The organism is Dapis purpurea BLCC-M126 (genome assembly GCF_050015975.1).
Taxonomy (GTDB): domain Bacteria; phylum Cyanobacteriota; class Cyanobacteriia; order Cyanobacteriales; family Microcoleaceae; genus Trichodesmium.
Genome location: NZ_JBNHER010000137.1, coordinates 44202 through 63193, shown reverse-complemented (window position 1 = coordinate 63193; position 18992 = coordinate 44202). Strand labels below are relative to the sequence as shown.

Here is an 18992-nt window from a genome sequence, read left to right as displayed (position 1 = left end):
TAAAGCCTTCTTCCTTTAAACCCAAATCTCTGTACTCTATATTAATGAAAATTGCACAGTTAATTATTTCGGATGATTGAAAAATAGAAATTAAAATTTGAAAATTTTACCACTTAAATTAATTCCGTGAAAATGTGGGTGAAAAATGGTAAAATTCAACCTCATTGAACAATATAGTAATTACAAGGTCAGCCGTGGTTCAAGCACCTCTATCAACCAATACAGACACAAATGCCAAAGCTTTCCTATCTTTGCCAGAGACGAGAAACCAGTTAGAACAATGGCTAGATAATTTAGCCTGGCAAATTATTTCTGGATATCGCCTCACTCGAGAAGAGGCTATGACACTTACTCAAATTGCAGAACAAGAAGATATACTGCTACTTTGTGAAGCTGCGGATCGAGTTCGTCAAGCCTGCTGTGGTAATATTGTAGACCTATGTAGCATCATTAATGTTAAGTCTGGAGGCTGTTCAGAAAATTGTAGCTTCTGTTCCCAGTCAGCCCATCATCCAGGAGAAGCTTCCCCAGTATATGGCCTCAAATCTACTGAAGAAATTTTAGCTCAAGCAAAGGCAGCAGAAGCAGGTGGAGCTAAAAGATTTTGCTTAGTATCTCAAGGTAGGGGTATTAAATATAACAGTCCAAAGTCTACAGAATTTGAGCAAATTCTGGCTACAGTAAGACAAATTATTGCTGAAACTAATATTAAACCTTGTTGCGCTTTGGGAGAAGTAACACCAGAACAAGCTCAAGCATTGGCAGAGGCAGGAGTAACTCGCTACAATCATAACTTGGAAGCCTCTGAGAATTTTTACCCTGAAATTGTAACAACTCATAGCTGGAATGACAGAGTTGAAACGGTGAAAAACCTAAAGGCAGCAGGAATTCAAGCTTGTACTGGAGGTATTATTGGTATGGGCGAAACTTGGGCAGATAGGATAGATTTGGCCTTGGCTTTGCGAGATCTAGAGGTTGAGTCTGTACCTTTGAATTTGTTAAATCCCCGCGAAGGTACGCCATTAGGTGATTTGCCAAGATTAAACCCATATGATGCTTTGAAGGCGATCGCTATTTTTCGTCTCATTTTACCAGAACAAATTATTCGCTATGCTGGAGGGCGAGAAGCTGTGATGGGAGAATTGCAAGCTTTGGGTTTAAAAGCTGGTATTAATGCTATGTTGATTGGCCATTATCTGACAACTCTTGGTCAACCTCCAGAAAAAGACCAAGCAATGCTCGAATCTCTCGGACTTCAAGGTGGGGAAGCTCCTATTCCAACTAATAGGTTTTAGGTGTTAGGATAACGAAGTCAGAAGTCAGAAGTTAAATTCTTACTTTGTTATGTTGATCAAACTAGAAAAAATATTTAACTGATAAGTGTTAACGCACTTCCTTTGTAGGAGGCTAACTGATTATAAAGGCGGGGTTTTAGACCCAATTATTTTGATAAGATAATTGTTTATATCTCAAAAATAATTGTTGATTGCTGTGACAATTACAGTAGAATTACTATGGGCAATTGCAGGTTTACTCTTGACAATTGCTGCAACATTTTTACCTGCCTCTTTTGCCAGTCCAACTTGGATTTGGGAGCAACAAGAAGTTAAGACTTTTTCTTTAGGAGTAACTTACCAAGTTGGGGCGGTTTTGTTTGTTGGTTGTTTGGGTGGAAAAAATGCTGCTGTTATTTCTCAAATAGCATATATATTTTTAGGTCTAACTTTATTACCTGTGTTTAGTGAAGGTGGTGGTATTGGTTATTTGAGAGAACCTAGTTTTGGTTATTTATTAGGTTTTATTCCTGGAGCTTGGATCTGTGGAAATTTAGCCTTTCAAGCATATCCTAAATTAGAATCATTGGCTTTTAGCTGTTTCTGTGGCTTGTTGAGTGTTCATGGAACTGGGTTAGCTTATTTAATTATTAGTGGTATTTTCGGTTGGAGAAATACAGAATCATTATCTTTATTGGAAGGTATTTTTAGATATTCGATTTTTCCTTTACCAGGACAACTAGGAATTATATGTGCTGTAGCAGTTATGGCGTACTTCCTACGACGTTTACTATTTTATTAGATGTAGAGTATTCAATTCAAAAGTAAGAATAAATGTACTAGCTTAAGTTTAAATTCTTATTTATTTGAAACTCCTTAATTAATGCCGGGATACTATACCAAATTCAAAAAATATAGCTCAGAGTAAAATTGTTTGCAAAACGATTAATCCCTTTGCATTGTTTCTCACAGCTAATACCTTTAACCTCACAACTAGTACCTACAAACAGAATTAGCTAAAATTTTCTCAAATTGGCATTCTTTTAAAGACACCTCAATAGTCAAATTTTCTTGGTTGCTTGTGAACGAAAATATTTTCCTTCTAAATTTTTATTTTTGCTTCTAGGATAGCAATGTTTAAAACTTCTTGCTAAATTCTAGAGGAAACCTAATAAGTATAGTGATTATTGACCTTGAAATTACGTTTTCAAAAAAATCTCTTATTCTGGATAGTTGCTATTATCAGCATTGTATTAGACCATCTGACTAAATTTTGGGTGGTACAAAATTTTCAACTAGAAGAAAGTCTGGCTTTATGGCCTGGTGTATTTCACTTTACTTATGTAACTAATACTGGAGCAGCTTTTAGTCTGTTTAGTAATGGTGGAGTGTATTGGTTGCGGTGGTTATCTTTGATAGTTAGTCTAGGTCTTATGGCTTGGGCTTGGTTTGGGCCTAGATTTAATCGATGGGAACAACTGGGTTATGGTTTAATTTTAGGAGGAGCATTGGGTAATGGCATTGATAGATTTGTTTCTGGTTATGTTGTAGATTTTCTCCATTTTCGCCTCATAGATTTTCCCGTTTTTAATGTGGCAGATGTTTCTATTAATATTGGTATTATTTGCTTACTAATTGCAACTTTTTTTAGTGGAACTCCTCAACGTCGCTCCCATTAATTTATTTTTCCCTTGTTATATTATTTTCGAGTCTTCGCTTTAAAAAGATTCAGTATTCTAGGTATTTTCTTAAACGGGTTAAAAATACACAGATTTAATATGAAATCTGGTTATATACTTATTGCATTTGCTAGTTGCCATCAAGACAGACCTAACTCAGTATACTCTGATTTTTCTATGCAATGCATAGGTTTGAACAAACTGATTCATTATAAATCAATCGGACTAAAGGACAAATTTTCAGATTTGCTTATACCAGTTTCATAAAATATTGTTACAGTCACGACACAGGAAATAGGAAATAAGGAAAGAAAAACATAATAAAATAAAGAGGAAAAATGTTTAATTTTTATAATTTATGGAGTTTATAATTTTTTATTGTAGGAATAAATCACAAATCTTAAGATGTAACTACCTTTTTTAAATTTGGTATTATTTGACTTGATTAATATCACATAAATGATGAAAGCCGTAAGATGGAAATTATTAAAGCTTTGTAAACTACTATATCAACTGCTCTATACACGTGTAATTATCATTCTTGTCACTTTACTCTGTTTGGGTTTTGGTATAGCTTTAGCAGGAACCTACTACCTCTCGATTAATTTAGTAGATTCCCAAGCAATGCACTATGCAAAAGTAGCTGTCAAAACCTTGAATGAAGCTAGAATACTATATAGCAAGAATGTTGTTGATCGGATTAAGTCAATGAATGGTATCGTGGCCATAGCTGAATACCATACTGTCAAAGGAGGTATTCCTAATCCTGCGACCTATACTATCGAACTTGGAGAACGCCTCAGTGATGAATCAGAGGGTATGTTGTTTAGACTTTACAGCAATTATCCATTTCCTAATCGACAACTAACAGGAGGACCTCAAGATAAGTTTGAGTGGGATGCACTGACTTACCTTACAGAACATCCAGAAGCTTCGTTTTATCGCAAAGAGCAACTTGGCGATCGCCTCTCGTTTCGCTACACCGAAGCTGTCCTGATGGAGCCAAGTTGTGTAGCCTGTCATAATACACTGCGAAATAGTCCTAGAAAAGACTGGAAAGTTGGACAATTGCGTGGCATTGTAGAAATTACTCAGCCTGTTGATGATATTATGCTGATAGCTGAAGATGGATTAAAAGTAATTTATACTGTCCTGATGATTATCATTGCTCTAGCAATTTCAGGTTTAATTTTAGTTATTGGACGCTTTCGTACAATTAATCAAGAGCTAGAGCAGAAAATTGTGGAAAGAACAGCCGCTCTAAATCATCTAGCTACTATTGATGAATTGACCCAACTGGTAAATAGGCGTCAGTTTAATCTACTTCTTCAGCAAGAGTGGCGACGAATGCAACGACAACAACAACCTTTATCATTGATTCTTTGTGATGTCGATCATTTCAAGAAATACAATGATACCTACGGTCATCCAGCAGGAGATAATTGCCTTCGTGCTGTTGCCCAAGTTTTGGATAGTAGTGTGAAGCGCTCTGGAGAATTTGCCGCGAGGTACGGTGGGGAAGAGTTTGCGATTGTTTTACCAGGTGTAAATTCTTTGGAAGCAACTAGAGTCGCAACTATTATTATGGATGCTATTCATTGTCTTAAGATACCTCACAAAACTTCTTTGAATCACTCCTATGTAACCCTAAGTATGGGAATTGCAAGTACTATTCCTAACGATAAAAATTCTTCCGAACAATTGATTAAGTCTGCAGATTTAGGATTATACCAAGCTAAAGAAGAAGGACGGGATCGGTTTATTATTTGGAATGAACGACAACAATAGTTTTGCTTTAACTCTTTCCCTTCTTCATACAATTATCGCAATGACCGCAACGCATATTTTGAGCTTCTTGAAAAAAACCAAATGCTTCTAGTAAAAACTGCCATCTACATTTTCTAGTAGAAAAATATTTATTCATTTCTTCAACTCCCGAACTATAATTTAAAGATGCTTTTTTACCACTACCAGACTTATTAATAATATAGTTAAACGGGTCGCGCCATCTCAATTTTCCAGAAGAATGCAGAATAGATAGAGCGATCGCTCCATCAGGAAATTCATCTATTAAACTATCAATATTTCCTGTGGTTGGTAGTTGCTTAATTAATTTTTCTGCTGCTTGATATTGCGACTTTAACTTATCTATTAAAAATTTTTGTCTCTGTTTATCTTCTGGGTCTAACCAACCAGTGGGTTCGCTAATTAAAGTTAAAGCTTCTGCTGGTTTTCCGTCTCTACCTCCCCTGCCAACTTCTTGAATATATTCTGATAAAAGTGATGGTGCTTGAAAATGTATTACCCACCGCACATCTGGTTTATTTATTCCCATTCCAAAGGCAGAAGTACAAACTACAAAATTTATTTCTCCTCCTATCCAAATTTTCTCAATATGTCGTCTTTCTTCTGCACTTAAACCAGCATGATAAGCAGTGGTTTGATAATTTTTCTCTCGTAATATTTCTGCTAATTTCTCACTGTCTTTTCTAGTTCTTACATAAACTAAACCTGCTTGTTTGTCTCTAGCTTTGATAAAATTAAATAATTGTTGACGGCGATTTCTGGGAGTACAAATATGTTGAATTTTTAGATGTAAATTATTTCGATAGGGGCTGAGTAAAAATGGTTTTGGGTTTTGTAGTTGTAAGGTGGTTTTGATTATTTTTTGTGCTTGAGGATCGGCTGTGGCGGTGAAAGCTGCAATAGCAATATTTGTACCTGGTGCTTTTGATTTTATTAGTGCCGATCTGACTACTCCTAAACGTCTATAAGCAGGGCGAAATGTTTCTCCCCATTGTACTAAGCAGTGAGCTTCATCTAATATTAAACCGTTGATTTTTGTTTGAGGTTGAGATAGGAAATTCCAGATTTTTTGGTTAAATAATGTTTCTGGAGAAAGGTAGAGTAATCTAAGTTTATTTTGTTCTAATTTTTGGAATGTTTGTCGTTTTTTTTGTGGCGTAAGTTGACTGTGGAGTAAGGCTGCGGGTAGGGAGCGATCGCTTAGTTCTTGTACTTGGTTTTCCATTAGAGCGACTAGGGGAGAAATGACTAATGTTAAGCCTGTTTGTAGGAGGGCGGGAAGTTGAAAGCATATTGATTTTCCGCCTCCGGTTGGCATTATTATTAGGGCGTCTTTTCCAGTTAATAGGCAGTTTATTATTTCTCCTTGTGGCTGTCGAAAATCATCGTATCCCCAGATTTTTTTGAATGTTTCTTTGACTTTATTCCAGGATGTTTGTTCTGAGTTTTTCATTTCAATTAGGGAATAGGGAATAGGAGAATATCAAACGGTTTGAGGATTTATAAATGTCCTAACCTTTGCTTTGACTGCTATATCAATTATTTTAATTCTGTCTGTTTTTTTGTCTAATAAATTCTTGAAAGTCTTCTAAAGTTGGTTTGTTTAATTGATATTTTTCCTTGGTATAATCGACCTAACTTACTTCATATTTTTGGAGAAAACGTAACATTTTCACAACACCTAATGAGTCGATTAAGGCTTGATATCCTTGTTGTCTAATTTGACTCAATTTCATCATTTCTTTCTTTCACTTATCTGTTTTTTCAGGTCTTTTAATTATCTAGAATGCCTGTCTTATCTGTTGCTTTTGTTGAATAAAAAGTCTAGTGTATGGTCAAGTAACCGCAGTTAACATTATTGTATCAGGGTTAATTTCAGATTGCAACCATAATCTTACTTTCGACGCTGCTGTTTTTTGGGTGCTTCATAAAATGCTTTTTGGCAAAGAGGCGATCGCCTTTTAGTTATTTTAATTATCTAGCACACCTATATTTATTGCTTGTCAGTTTTTTGGAGTTGAATAAAAAGTCTAGTGTATAGACGAAAGATTCCAGATAAAATTATTGTATCAGACTTAATTGAGGATTGCAACCCTAATCCTACTTTAGAGGCGCTGTTTTTTTTGGGTGCTTCAGAGAATGTTTGACTTTGATGGTTGTCTGGGAAGCGATACCTTTTTCGACGCGCTGTTTTTTTTGGGAGTGCTTCAGAGAATGTTTTAGGGATGGTTGTCTAAGTAGCGATATAGTTGCCCTTTTCGTATAGGGAATGCTCCGCAAACATGTCGCGCTCGCTATAAGTTTCATGTCGGCTCTTAGCCGAAAACGCTATATCTCTAAGTTTTAGTTATAGGTTTTGGCTGTTTAGTTTAAAAATTCTAAATTTTGTCATTAATCTCTGACAAAATTTGAGGAAAATTTTTCTTATTAGTTAACGAGGTTTCAATATTTTTAGCTTTTTGCCTCAATTTTGTGATATTCTCAAATAGAGTATTATCCAAAGGATATTTATTGCTTAATTAAATTTTGAAGCTGGAAATGCTGATTATATCGTTCTTTTGAGAGGTAATTTTGTTGATTTTTTCTGCCATGAAAGACTAATTTTTTCCCCTTCGTGTTATGGCAGTTTGATAGATTTACCATTTTGTGGTACTTGGGAGTAAGAATTTTATATCTATATATATAGGTAGGTAATGTTAGGTTTCGTTCCTCCACCTAACCTGCTTTAAACTCAGGTATCAGTTTGGATGGAGATTGCTTCGGGGTATTAATATAGAAAAGCCAAAGCTAAGTTTTTTCCCCTCCCCTCGCAATGACTTTTGTACGGTCATTGCGAGGGGGAGAATTTCACCATTATTTCTCACCCTCTACCAAAAGACCCCCGAAGCAATCTCAAAATTCTAGAGATTGCTTCGGGGTATTAATACAGAACAGCCAAAGCTAAGTTTTTTTCCCATCCCCTTGCAATGACAGTATAGAAGTCATTGCGAGGGGGAGAATTTCGCCATTATTTCTCACACTCTACTAAAAAGACCCCCGAAGCAATCTCTTGTTGGGTTGAGGAACGAAACCCAACCTACTGCTTTTTGAGAAATTGAAAAGAACCAGACAATTTTTCGGCAAACCTACTAAGCTGTCTGACTCTGCTTTATTTTCGGAAGCTTGGTTAACTTCGCCGGAACTGACTGGACTCTTCCACGCGCTTGATAAATTCCCATTTACCAATTCTGGCAATGAAGAGTGCTAGGAACGAGAGACAGACAAGACGACACGAAAACCCCTATTGTTGTTGTGGTTGTCCGCATTGTTATAGTTGCGCCTGGCACTCCGACAATTCCTAGAATTGTTGTTCCAGCTACCGGAACGGAGCTTTGGTTTGTCAGTCCCATAGTTATTCTGCCATAGGTTTGATTGGTTTGAATATTCTCTGTAAAAAAAATTTTCGATCCGCTTTAGCGGAACTGGAAAAAGAAAAAAGGAAAAAGGAAAAAGGGTTAAAGAGGAAAAGAATAAAGGGGAAGAATCCTAGGAACGAGAGACAGACAAGACGACACGAAAACCCCTACCGTAGATGTGGTTGTCCGCAACGTAATAGAGGCGCCTGGCACTCCGACAATCCCAAGAAATGTAGTCCCAGCAACCGGAACGGAGCAGTCGCTTACTATTATCTCCCCCAGTTTCCCAAGCACTTCCGTCAGTAGGCGCTCCATTATAATTTTCGTGCCAAACATCCAGACACCATTCCCAGACATTCCCGTGCATATCATATAAACCAAAAGCATTAGGAGGAAAACTTCCCACATCTGTTGTTTCTTGTCGATATTTTCCTTTAGGAGCATTGCCGTAAGGATAGTTGCCGTCGTAGTTAACTAAGTCAGGCGTTATAGTTTCTCCAAAATAGAAAGGAGTAGTCGTTCCGGCGCGACAGGCATATTCCCACTGACTCTCACTAGGTAGTCTGTAAATTTTCCCAGTTTTCTCAGATAGCTTTCGACAAAACTCTACGGCGTTGTGCCAGTTCACCTTTTCTACTGGGCGACTTCCTCCTTTAAAATTAGAAGGATTTTTTCCTATAATCGCTTGGTACTGGTTTTGAGTAATAGGATATTTGCTCATATAAAAAGGTTGGATAGTAACCTGATGTTGCGGACTTTCATCAGAATTTCTTTCCGCCTCATTTTCCGGCGAACCCATCAGAAAACTCCCCCCAGGAACATAAACCATTTCCAATTTAATCCCATTACCCAAGTCGGCAATTTTTTGCCTAGCACTTCCCTCAGCACGATTAATAATTTTGCCAGAGTTGTTGACAGTTACTACCTCAAAACTAAAGAGTTCCCCTTGAGACTCCCGCCGCCTTTTTTCCTCCGCCTCTCTTTCTTGCCTTTCCTTTTTTTCCCGCCTAATTTTTTCTTCCGCCTGACGTTTAATTTCCTGCCAAACACCCAGAGCAATATCTCGATTTTTCACCGCCTCATTCAAACCCAAATTTATCGCCCGCTCATAATCATCAACCGCCTGCTGATATTCTCCTAATTTATAGTAGGCATTACCACGATAATTATATGCCGGAGCGTGACTAGCATCTAATCTAACAACCTGAGTTAAATCTTCAACCGCCTCTTGATAATTTGCCAACTGAATATAAGTCAAACCTCGCCGATAATAACCATCGACAAATTCAGAATCAAAATCTATAACGTAGCCAAAATCAATAACTGCCTCCTCATATTTTTCCAGATTAAATTTCTCAATTCCCCGCTGATAACAAGAATTTATTACACTCAACTTTTTCTCCTTACCCAAACCAACCAAACAGCGATTAACCTTAACCACAAATTCCCGATCCAGAGGCAGTAAATTTTCAGCAACCACGTCAAACTTTTCTCTACCATTCTCCACAGAAAGATAACGAGAATTTAGCCAAGACTCCAAAGCAAAATCCAACATTTTTTCTGCAAAAGTAGGATTAGATAAACCAGTTAAACGAAAGGCAATATCCGCAGCAAATTCTGGTACTAATTCCGAACGGTCTTTTTCCATTGCTCTGAGACTGCCAATATAACTTTCAACTACCATTTGAAAAAGGTCATCTGCCAAACGTTTATCTACAGAAAATTCCGTTTCCAACTCCGGCAATAACTCTGGCAACTTCGGCGATAAATTAGTAGTAATTAAATAATGGATGTCGGTAAATAAGGCAGCAATAATATTATGATAAGCTCCTAACAAAGCTGATAATTTGCCAAAATCTTCGCTATTAGTTTTGTAGTGCCGTTCAAAATCTATTCCAGCTAATTTGTCTTGTTCAAATTTTCTATAAATCTGCAAATTTAACAGATTATCTGCTCCATATTCTCGATCTATTTCTGGTTCGCTTTTGCCTTGCGCCAAGAGTTTCTGTTTAACATTAGTTTCCCAATGTAAGGCGCGTTGAATAGCAAACTCGTAGAGAATTTTCGGATAATGTAGGTGAGAAATTATAGTTTTGTAGAAAGGAGATATTTCTTGTCCGCCACTCCAATAGGCAACTTGAATATTAATCAAATCTCCATCTACTTCCGATTCTATTAATAGTATTGGTTCAGATTTTAAGCGACTAAATATAGCTTTAACTGCGCTACCTCCGGCAAAACGGTTACTATCCCAAGTGTGGTCTATTAGTTCTGTTGGTCGTTCTTGATTTTCTAGGGAATAGTATTTTTGCAGGAAATTTTTTAAGCACTGAGAAAGACGTTTTTCTACTTTAGGAAATGTAGAGGTAGAAGTTTTGTTTAAGTGTTCAAAACGGTCAAAATCTATTTCTGGAGATGCGAGAATTATTTGTACGGGAATTGGATTTCTGCCTTGATGATATTCGAGGATATGCCAAGGATAATTTTTGATAGGCCAGTTATCTAATTCTTTTATTTGTAGGGCAGCTTCTCGTTGACACTCTGCCAGAATAAATTGAGTTTCTCGATTATATTGAGCAAGTTCTATTTGTACTTGTTTGTTTTCTTGAAATAGCCATGCTTGAAATTCTTGGTTGCTTTTAGCTATTTGCATATCTACTGCTTTAATAAATTCTTGGAGTTTGCGATTTTCTTGGCATTGGTATTCGACTATTTTGGCTTGAAATTTTTGACGGGCAATTTCTAGTTTTTGTTGAAATTCTTGGTTATTTTGTTGTAATTGTGCCTGAGCAGCAAGACGTTGATATTCTATTCCTGCCTGAAATTCTTGGTTATTTTGTTGTAAGTCTAGTTGAAATTGTTGATTATTTTGCTGCAACTTAATCTGAGACATAGTACGCATATATTCAATCTCAAGTTGAGCCACTTTTTGTTTTTCTTGTAATTCTTTTTGATGAACCAGTCGTTGCCCTTCTAAATTTTTTTGCATTGTTCTACCGGAGGCACCATTAAAAGCATTAACCATTCCATTCCATGCAGCAGCTCCGGTACTAATAGCAAATGGAAGTAAAGGTAAAGGGAAAACCATAATTTTTTTTCCTCCTATAATTTGAAATTTTTAGTAATTGAAAAAAGGCGGATTAATCTGAGATTAACAAAGGAAATAAAACCTAAATTATTAGTCATTGCGAGGGGGGTATATTTCTGAATAATTTCTGATTATTATTTAAAGTATCCCCGAAGCAATCTTAGTTTCTCCTGTAATTTAAAATTTTTAGTAGGTTCAAAAAGTTTAATGAATGTTGGGTTTCGGTTCTTCAACCCAACCTACATTATTTGTCATTGCGAGTGAAATATTTCCTAATAATTTCTGATTATTCTTTAAAGTACACCCGAAGCAATCTTAGTTTGTCACAGATGACTTTTCTAATGTTTGCTTCCCAAAAATTCATCGCCATAAAAGTAGAAGTCTATATGTCATTGCCAGGGAAATATTTCCTAATAATTTCTGATTATTATTTAAAGTACCCCCGAAGCAATCTTAGTTTCCCACAGATGACTTTTCTAATGTTTGCTTTCGTTCCTCAACCTAACCTACATTATCTGTTATTGCAATTGAGATACTTAACGATTAAAAAAACAACTTCTGACTTCTGACTTCTAACTTCTGACTTCATTAACAACCCCTACTCAAAAATTAATTTGCTCCTCCATAATAAGAACACAATAAATAGGCAGCAGCACCAACAACTCCTCTGTTAGTATGGTAAACTTTAAAACCTCCATGATTATAAACATTCCCATTATTATCTACCCAACCAACAGCATGATTATCACGATCATAAACCTTACCATCTGTACCTGCATATCCTAGATAATAATTACCATCATTATAAACTTCACGACCTTTTAAATAACCTTCATAATGACCATAATGATTGTTAGCTGTATATAGATAAATAGAGCCAGAATTATCTATAGTCGTATAAGGATATCCATCGTCAGAGAAATTTAAAACTTGATGAGATAGAGATAGGTTTGAGTGAAATTCTAACTGATGATTAGATAAACCAATATTTTGATTTTCAAAAGTCTGAGAACTCAAACTTAAATTATTTTGCTCTTGCTGAAAGTTAGAAATTTCTGGTAATGGAGATTGAGAATTTACCCCAGAAAAATCCGTACTACCAAAATCTTGATTTATCTCATTTGGTATTGAGGAAAAATCATTGTTGTTAAGCAAACCAGAATTATCACTAATACCATTATCTTGATTAGCAAAACTATCAGATGAAAAATCATTTTGAACCAAGTCTGAATTTTCCCCTAAACCCATACTTAAATTTTGATAATCGAACTGCTGTTGCTGATGGAAACCATCAGGCAAATTCTGATTTAAGTCTTGATTTATGTCATCGATATTTGAGAATAAGTCATCGTTATTAAGTAAGCCAGAATTATCGCTCATACTATTATCTTGATTTGCCAGATTATCAAATGAATTGTTCATTTGGATTTTACCGCTAAATAATATTTTTATTATATAGAAAATTTTATCTCAGTCAGATACAAATAACAGCCAAGATACCTATGCTAATAAAATTTGCTATAATATTATATCTCCAAATATTCAATCCTTATATTTAACTATGACTTATACTCGCAAAACTTTAAATTTATCCGACATTCAACTTTCTTATCTAGAATGGCAGACAGAAGAAAATCAAAATAAAAAACAACCACTTTTACTATTACATGGTTTAGCAGATTCAGCTTTAGTATGGCTAAGTTTAGGAGAATATTTAGCTGATAAATATCATATTATCGCGCCAGATATGCGCGGTCATGGAGAAAGCGAAAAACCAGAAAATAATTATAGTTTTCAAACAACAATTGCAGATTTAGAAGAACTAATGAAACATTTAAACTGGTCTTCAGCTCATATTTTAGGTCATTCTTGGACGGGAAAATTAGCTTGTATTTGGGCAAAACAAAATCCAGAAATATTTAAAAGTATGATTTTGGCAGACCCAGTTTTTATTGGGAAAATGCCTGGATTTCTTAAAATTACTTTTCCTATTCTTTATCGAACTTTGGAAACTCTCAAAGGTATGGGTCCGTTTGAGAGTTTTACTGAGGCAGAAACTCAGGCAAAAGAGTTGGGAAAATATGCAGGTTGGAGCGAATTTCAACAGATAGTTTTTCAGGAGAGTATCGAGGAAAAAGCTGATGGAAAGTGGGGAAGTAAATTTGTTGTTCCTGCTAGGAATGAAATTTTTGAGGAAGTAATGCGAGTTCCGGGTTTAACAGAATATATTGATGTACCGACTTTGTTTATTCAACCAGAAAAAGGTGTGAATAAAAGTGATGTGCAAATTAAGCCTTATCATAAGTATTTAAGGAATTTAAAAATGGAGAAAATTCCCGGTAATCATTGGGCATTTTTGGTAGAGCCAGAAAAATTTAATCAGAGCGTGTCAGAATTTTTGGAAAGTTTTTGATATATATTTCAAAATAGGCTTCACGAAGTCAGAAGTCAGAAGTCAGAAGTCAGAAGTTATTTTTGTAACGAAGATTAGAGCTACCCTTCAAAAATATTGCGCCTTAAAAGACGGGGTTTTAGACCCATATTATTTTGATAAAAATCCTATCCCCTTGCAACAATTTAATTCTATTGTAATTAACTTTTATCTACTTAAAAATGAACAAACAAAAATTTTCAAAATCCCATTTTATTGCACCTAAATTACTCAAAACAATAGAACATGAAACACCAATAGAAAAATTCTTTAGAACATCAACCTATATAAATCGAAGAAACGATGTAGGTAGTATTGATTTTACTTTAGGAGATTCTCACGAAATGCCTTTACCTGGATTTGTTGAAGCTTTACAAAATAATGCAGTAGCTCAGAAAATAGGTTGGTATGGCTATAAAACAAATTTACCTCAAACCAGAGAAATTGTCTCTCAGGCACTAAAAAAACATAGAAGAATATCTATTTCACCTGATGATATTTTTATGACCAATGGTACAGTTGTTGGTTTAGCAATCTGTTTAAAATTGTTAGTTCAAGAAAAGGATGAAGTGATTATTAATCTTCCTCCCTGGTTAGATTATCGTGGAATTATTGATGCGGTAGGCGCTACATCTGTGGGAGTTCCACTAATGGATAAAACTTTTAATTTAGATTTAGAAAAAATCGCAACTTCTATAACATCAAGAACTCGTGCTATTTTGATTAATTCTCCTCATAATCCAACAGGTAAAATCTTTTCTGAAAAAATCTTAGAAAATTTAGCCAAATTATTAACTGAAGCTTCTGAACATTATGGTAAACCGATTTATTTAATTTCCGATGAAACATTTAGTCGTGTTATCTTTGATAATCAAAATTGCCCAAGTCCGACACAATTTTATCCCTTTTCTTTTTTAGTATATGGTTATAGTAAGACTTGGATGGCTCCTGGTCAAAGAATAGGCTATATTGCCCTTCCTGAAACTATGCCAGAACGTGAAAAAATCAGAAATTTAATTTATCAATTACAAACCTTATATTTTGGTTGGTGTTTTCCCAGTGCCCTAATGCAATATGCCTTAGAAGATTTAGAAAATTTAAACCTAAATATTGAAAATTTACAATATAAACGCGATTGGATGATTCAAGAATTAAGGAATATTGGATATGAAGTAAATATACCAGAGGGAACTTTCTTTTTATTGGTAAAATCTCCTCTTGAAGATGACTGTGCTTTTGCTGAATTATTAGCTAATTATGGAGTATTTGTCTTACCAGGAACTCCTCAAGAAATTCCTGGTTATTTGCGGATATCTTTGACAGCAAATAAAGATATGATTACTCAAGCATTGCCAAAATTTAAATTAGCTAGAGAAGAAGCAATATCGTTTCATGGAAGTTAAAAGTCACTCATTCAAAAGTCAAAAGTTAGTAAGTACCGTTCAATAATGGATAATTGATAATTGATAATTACCTCTTCCTTTTAGGAAGAAGATTGAATAAAAGGAAAATTTTTTCTTGTTTCTATTGAAATAGAAGGCTTTAAACCTTAATTTTTTGGTAAGGTGTGTTAGTTAAGCTTGACACACCGAAACATTGGGGAATTTTGACTTCTGATTTCTCCCTATTCCCTATTTCCTAAAATTAAATTATGGAAATGAGAGATATGCGATCGCTTTTATAAAAATGGATAGATTTAGAACCACAACGTTATAGAAGTTTTATCTAAAATTTCATCCTGTGAAGCTCCAAAAAACTATATGTTGGTTTTTCCTATTATCAAATCTTTCCATCCATCACTCCTCAGTGGAAAATTCCCCACACTTTCATTTTGTGAAGCTCCAAAAAAATTGCACGTCAAAGGATTTTTGATTGCATCCTCACAAAAATTGTGATATTATAACAATTAGTGGGAGTTACTCGTCCATATACATGATTTTTTATTCAACTAAAAGATTATTGTTTCTAAGGGATAGAAGTCAGTTCCGCTTTGCGTTTCATGTCGCGCAGCGAAACGCTCAGGTTGTAGAAAAGAAAATCAAGGAAAAAGATACTAAAAATGTAGTGCGGGCATCTTGCCCGCTAGTAGTATACCTGAGTTAGATGAAATTACAAAATAACTTCTGACTTCTGAGTTCTAACTTCAACAGGGCATCCTACTCAATCAAAACTACAAAAACTCACGCCCCATATAAGGTTGTAAAACCTCTGGAATTTTCACACTGCCATCAACCTGCTGATAATTTTCCAAAATAGCAGCCATAGTTCGCCCCACTGCTAAACCCGAACCATTCAAAGCATGAACATACTGAGTACCCTTTTTCTTTCCTTCCTTAAACCGAATATTCGCCCGACGCGCTTGAAAATCTCTCACATTAGAACAACTAGAAATTTCTCGATAAGTTCCTGACGACGGCAACCATACCTCCAAGTCATAACACTTGGCTGCCGAAAAACCTAAATCTCCAGTACACAACTCTAAAATTCTATAAGGTAACTTCAGTGCTTGCAAAATAGCTTCTGCATCTGCCACCAATTTTTGATGTTCATCTTCAGAGGTGTCAGGATGTACAATTTTTACCATCTCCACTTTATTAAATTGATGTAGTCGAATCAACCCCCTAGTATCTTTCCCATAAGCACCAGCTTCTCGACGAAAACAAGGAGTAAAAGCACAATGATAAATAGGTAGTTGCTCCGCCGTCAGAATTTCATCCCGATAAAGATTCATAGTTGAAACTTCCGAAGTAGGTATTAACCAGAGATCGTCTGCCGCACACTTAAAACTTTCCTCGGCAAATTTTGGTAACTGCCCTGTAGCTGTCAAAGACTGACTATTGACTAATAGTGGTGCCATAACTTCCACATAACCAGCTTGAATATGACGGTTCAGCATAAATTGAATAATGGCACGTTCTAATGCTGCACCTGCTCCCATCAAAGCAACAAAACGACTTTGAGAAATTTTTACTCCTCGCTCAAAGTCAAGAATGCCTAACTTTTCTCCTATTTCATAGTGAGGCATAATTTTAGGATTTTGAGGGATGTATTCATCACCCCAACGTTTGACTTCTATGTTTTCTACCTCACTTTTGCCTAAAGGTGTAGACTCACTAGGCAAATTAGGCAAAGGTAAAAGTAAAGCTTCTATTTTAGCCTTTAGCTCTTTTTCTTCAGGTTCTAGTTCGCTAAGTTTAGCCTTTAGTTGGTTTCCCTCCTCTTTTAAAGCTTGAACCTCTGCACCTTTAGGGTTACTACCTGATTTAATTTTTTCCCCCACCTGTTTACCAACTTGGTTGCTACGAGCTTGGAGTTGCGATCGCTCTGTTTCTAGTTGTCGCTGTTTTTCATCCAACTCTAGAATTGGCTGTAAGTCGTACTCTCCACGACGGTTGAGTAATTCTTGTAGTGTTTGTGGATTTTCTCGAATTTGTCTAATATCTAACATAATTTTTCCCTATATTCTTAATTTGTCCCATTTAACAGAATATTACTTTAGCTCCACTTTGAAACATTAATCATCACTAACTTAAAAGTCAAAAGTCAAAAGTCAAAAGTCAAAAAACCTTTTTGTATAGGAATTCTTATACTGGTCAAGTATTCAAGTTCAAGAGTTTAGGGAAATAGGGAACATAAAACAGAAAAATATTTTTCTCTTATGAGTCCGAGAAATCGAATATATCCAAGAACATATTCAACTATTATTTGGTAAATTGTTTTTCCATTAATCTATAACATCTACAGGACTTACATAGGCGAACCCAAAAACACGGTTATAGACATCTAAGTCTATTATTAAAACCAATGATTTATCATAGAAACCGTTTTTACTTTACATAATTCCTAATCTATAAATATACTGAGGTATTTTTGTAGAATAAGATTTCTATGAAAATCAATAAAAATAAGCATAGTCTTTACTAGTAAAAAAAATTATATTTTTGACTTTATGTTTTATTGTATAGTTATTACCTAATTATACGGATATTTTCTAAATAAACTAAATATAATTAGATAAATATACTGATGTATTATTACTATTAGAACACAAGTCATCTTTATCAGTGAATTTAAATAGATTGAATCAAATTATTTAACTTCACAAAAAATATATTTTCTCCATATAAAATATAATTTTTATGATATGATACTAATCAAATCAAAAGTCTAATCATAAATTTCTTAATTTCCTAAGCAGTAAAATATGAGATTTACATATCCATTGACGACTACATTATTAACAGTATTTTGGTTAACTGTTCCAGTATTTGCTCAGTCTAAGTCTAATTCTATGGAACGGATCAAAACTATTCAACGTTTATTATCTACTTATGAATGTCCAGGTTGTGATTTAAGTGAAGCTGACTTAAGTGAAGCTGATTTAAGTGAAGCAAATTTACTAGGAGCAAATTTACAAAAAGCTAACTTAAAAGACGCTAACTTAAGAGGAGCCATATTAAGTAGTGCGAATTTAATTGAGGCTAATTTAGCAGGAGCTAATTTGTCAGGTGCAATTATGCACAGTGCAACTATGCGAGAGGCTAATCTCAAAGATGCTGATATGTCCTGGGCTGATTTATACCAAGCATATTTGGAGAAAGCTAAGTTAAATGGAGCCAATTTATCTAATGCCAATCTGAATCAAGCAAAATTAGAGGAAACTGATTTATGTGGAGCTACCCTACCTGATGGTAAAAAAGGAGACTGTTAACCAAGTTTATTAAAAAAAATTTATATTATAGTTAAGTCTAAAATATTATTTAGGTCTAGTTTTACGCCATAACAGAAATTTCATCAATTACTTTAATACGTCCTTTACAAATAGCTCGAAGTAGTCGATCAATTGAGCGCTTTTCATCTTCTGGCAAAGACTCATCAAATATAGCTGCCATTAAGCCATAACGGTCGGCCAAAGTAATGTAACCTGTGGCATTCGCATGGGCAAAAAGGTCTCCTAATGCAGATGGAAGTAGATAAACAGGAGGTTCTTTATACATGATAATCATCTTTGAACTCTACATTTCTAGTATTTGCGATTTTTTATTATTACATGGTGATACAACATTAATGCAGTAAGTGATCACACTTACAAAGTTTAGTGATTATAATCACTATTGTTCTGTGATTAAGAACAGAGTCACTGACTCAGATGACAAATTAGTTGAGTATAGATTTTCAATTTTCCGGAAAACCGAATTCATTTTATGAATAAAGTAGGTGTACCTAACTTTTTTAGAGCAAATAGTTTAATAATGTCCCAACATTATCTGAAATTCCAAACTCAAAATTTTGATAAAATTGACAAAAATTTTTGTAAAA

At 35.0% G+C, this 18992-nt stretch carries 13 protein-coding genes; 8 read left to right on the top strand and 5 right to left on the bottom strand.

Translation table 11 applies throughout. The features are described from left to right. Positions 1–194: 194 nt before the first annotated feature. The 4 genes from bioB to ACP6PL_RS12215 all read left to right on the top strand — a co-directional run bounded on the left by bioB (position 195) and on the right by ACP6PL_RS12215 (position 4741). Complete coding sequence (gene bioB, locus ACP6PL_RS12230) at positions 195–1295, top strand: biotin synthase BioB (RefSeq protein WP_426545533.1); 1101 nt, start codon at positions 195–197, stop codon at positions 1293–1295. 196 nt (positions 1296–1491) lie between these two features. Continuing rightward, positions 1492–2076: a biotin transporter BioY gene (locus ACP6PL_RS12225; protein WP_426545537.1), complete on the top strand. Its 585-nt coding sequence runs from the start codon at positions 1492–1494 to the stop codon at positions 2074–2076. 385 nt (positions 2077–2461) lie between these two features. Then, positions 2462–2953, top strand: coding sequence for a signal peptidase II (lspA, locus tag ACP6PL_RS12220; RefSeq protein WP_426545532.1), 492 nt, complete (start codon positions 2462–2464; stop codon positions 2951–2953). A 459-nt stretch (positions 2954–3412) separates the two neighbouring features. Next, positions 3413–4741, top strand: a complete 1329-nt coding sequence (locus tag ACP6PL_RS12215) for a diguanylate cyclase domain-containing protein (RefSeq protein ID WP_426545531.1) — start codon at positions 3413–3415, stop codon at positions 4739–4741. Positions 4742–4748: 7 nt separating this feature from the next. Here ACP6PL_RS12215 and ACP6PL_RS12210 read toward each other — a convergent pair whose 3' ends face one another. Beyond that, complete coding sequence (locus ACP6PL_RS12210) at positions 4749–6212, bottom strand: RecQ family ATP-dependent DNA helicase (RefSeq protein WP_426545530.1); 1464 nt, start codon at positions 6210–6212, stop codon at positions 4749–4751. Positions 6213–7999: 1787 nt separating this feature from the next. Between ACP6PL_RS12210 and ACP6PL_RS12205 the strand changes: the two genes are divergently transcribed. Then, a complete protein-coding gene (locus ACP6PL_RS12205; RefSeq protein ID WP_426545529.1) occupies positions 8000–8164 on the top strand; it encodes a hypothetical protein in 165 nt (54 codons plus the stop codon). Between the two features lie 120 nt (positions 8165–8284). Here ACP6PL_RS12205 and ACP6PL_RS12200 read toward each other — a convergent pair whose 3' ends face one another. Together ACP6PL_RS12200 and ACP6PL_RS12195 are read right to left on the bottom strand one after the other, a co-directional pair. Beyond that, the gene (locus tag ACP6PL_RS12200) at positions 8285–11242 is read right to left on the bottom strand and encodes an SUMF1/EgtB/PvdO family nonheme iron enzyme (protein WP_426545528.1); all 2958 of its coding nucleotides are present in this window, start codon (positions 11240–11242) and stop codon (positions 8285–8287) included. A 609-nt stretch (positions 11243–11851) separates the two neighbouring features. Then, positions 11852–12664 carry a hypothetical protein gene (locus ACP6PL_RS12195; protein ID WP_426545527.1) on the bottom strand — a complete coding sequence of 271 codons (813 nt, stop codon included), beginning with the start codon at positions 12662–12664 and terminating at the stop codon, positions 11852–11854. Positions 12665–12803: 139 nt separating this feature from the next. Here ACP6PL_RS12195 and ACP6PL_RS12190 point away from each other — a divergent pair, with 139 nt between their 5' ends. Together ACP6PL_RS12190 and ACP6PL_RS12185 are read left to right on the top strand one after the other, a co-directional pair. Next, positions 12804–13655, top strand: a complete 852-nt coding sequence (locus tag ACP6PL_RS12190) for an alpha/beta fold hydrolase (RefSeq protein WP_426545526.1) — start codon at positions 12804–12806, stop codon at positions 13653–13655. A gap of 200 nt (positions 13656–13855) precedes the next feature. Further along, on the top strand, positions 13856–15076 hold the full coding sequence (locus ACP6PL_RS12185) for an aminotransferase class I/II-fold pyridoxal phosphate-dependent enzyme (protein ID WP_426545525.1): 1221 nt from the start codon (positions 13856–13858) through the stop codon (positions 15074–15076). A 767-nt stretch (positions 15077–15843) separates the two neighbouring features. Here ACP6PL_RS12185 and serS read toward each other — a convergent pair. Further along, entirely contained in the window at positions 15844–17121 is a 1278-nt protein-coding gene (serS, locus tag ACP6PL_RS12180) for a serine--tRNA ligase (protein WP_426545524.1), read from the bottom strand. A 756-nt stretch (positions 17122–17877) separates the two neighbouring features. Between serS and ACP6PL_RS12175 the strand changes: the two genes are divergently transcribed. Next, on the top strand, positions 17878–18384 hold the full coding sequence (locus ACP6PL_RS12175; RefSeq protein ID WP_426545523.1) for a pentapeptide repeat-containing protein: 507 nt from the start codon (positions 17878–17880) through the stop codon (positions 18382–18384). Positions 18385–18445: 61 nt separating this feature from the next. On the opposite strand, the gene ACP6PL_RS12170 is transcribed toward ACP6PL_RS12175, so the two are convergent. Further along, positions 18446–18670: a hypothetical protein gene (locus tag ACP6PL_RS12170; RefSeq protein WP_426545522.1), complete on the bottom strand. Its 225-nt coding sequence runs from the start codon at positions 18668–18670 to the stop codon at positions 18446–18448. Positions 18671–18992 lie beyond the last annotated feature (322 nt).

Bases quoted from the DNA above. Each gene is read 5' to 3' on its own strand.
- ACP6PL_RS12185 (WP_426545525.1), top strand. From the start codon at position 13,856: ATGAACAAACAAAAATTTTCAAAATCCCATTTTATTGCACCTAAATTA.
- ACP6PL_RS12170 (WP_426545522.1), bottom strand. From the start codon at position 18,670: ATGTATAAAGAACCTCCTGTTTATCTACTTCCATCTGCATTAGGAGAC.
- ACP6PL_RS12175 (WP_426545523.1), top strand. From the start codon at position 17,878: ATGAGATTTACATATCCATTGACGACTACATTATTAACAGTATTTTGG.
- ACP6PL_RS12215 (WP_426545531.1), top strand. From the start codon at position 3,413: ATGATGAAAGCCGTAAGATGGAAATTATTAAAGCTTTGTAAACTACTA.
- serS (WP_426545524.1), bottom strand. From the start codon at position 17,121: ATGTTAGATATTAGACAAATTCGAGAAAATCCACAAACACTACAAGAA.
- ACP6PL_RS12190 (WP_426545526.1), top strand. From the start codon at position 12,804: ATGACTTATACTCGCAAAACTTTAAATTTATCCGACATTCAACTTTCT.
- ACP6PL_RS12210 (WP_426545530.1), bottom strand. From the start codon at position 6,212: ATGAAAAACTCAGAACAAACATCCTGGAATAAAGTCAAAGAAACATTC.
- ACP6PL_RS12200 (WP_426545528.1), bottom strand. From the start codon at position 11,242: ATGGTTTTCCCTTTACCTTTACTTCCATTTGCTATTAGTACCGGAGCT.
- ACP6PL_RS12195 (WP_426545527.1), bottom strand. From the start codon at position 12,664: ATGAACAATTCATTTGATAATCTGGCAAATCAAGATAATAGTATGAGC.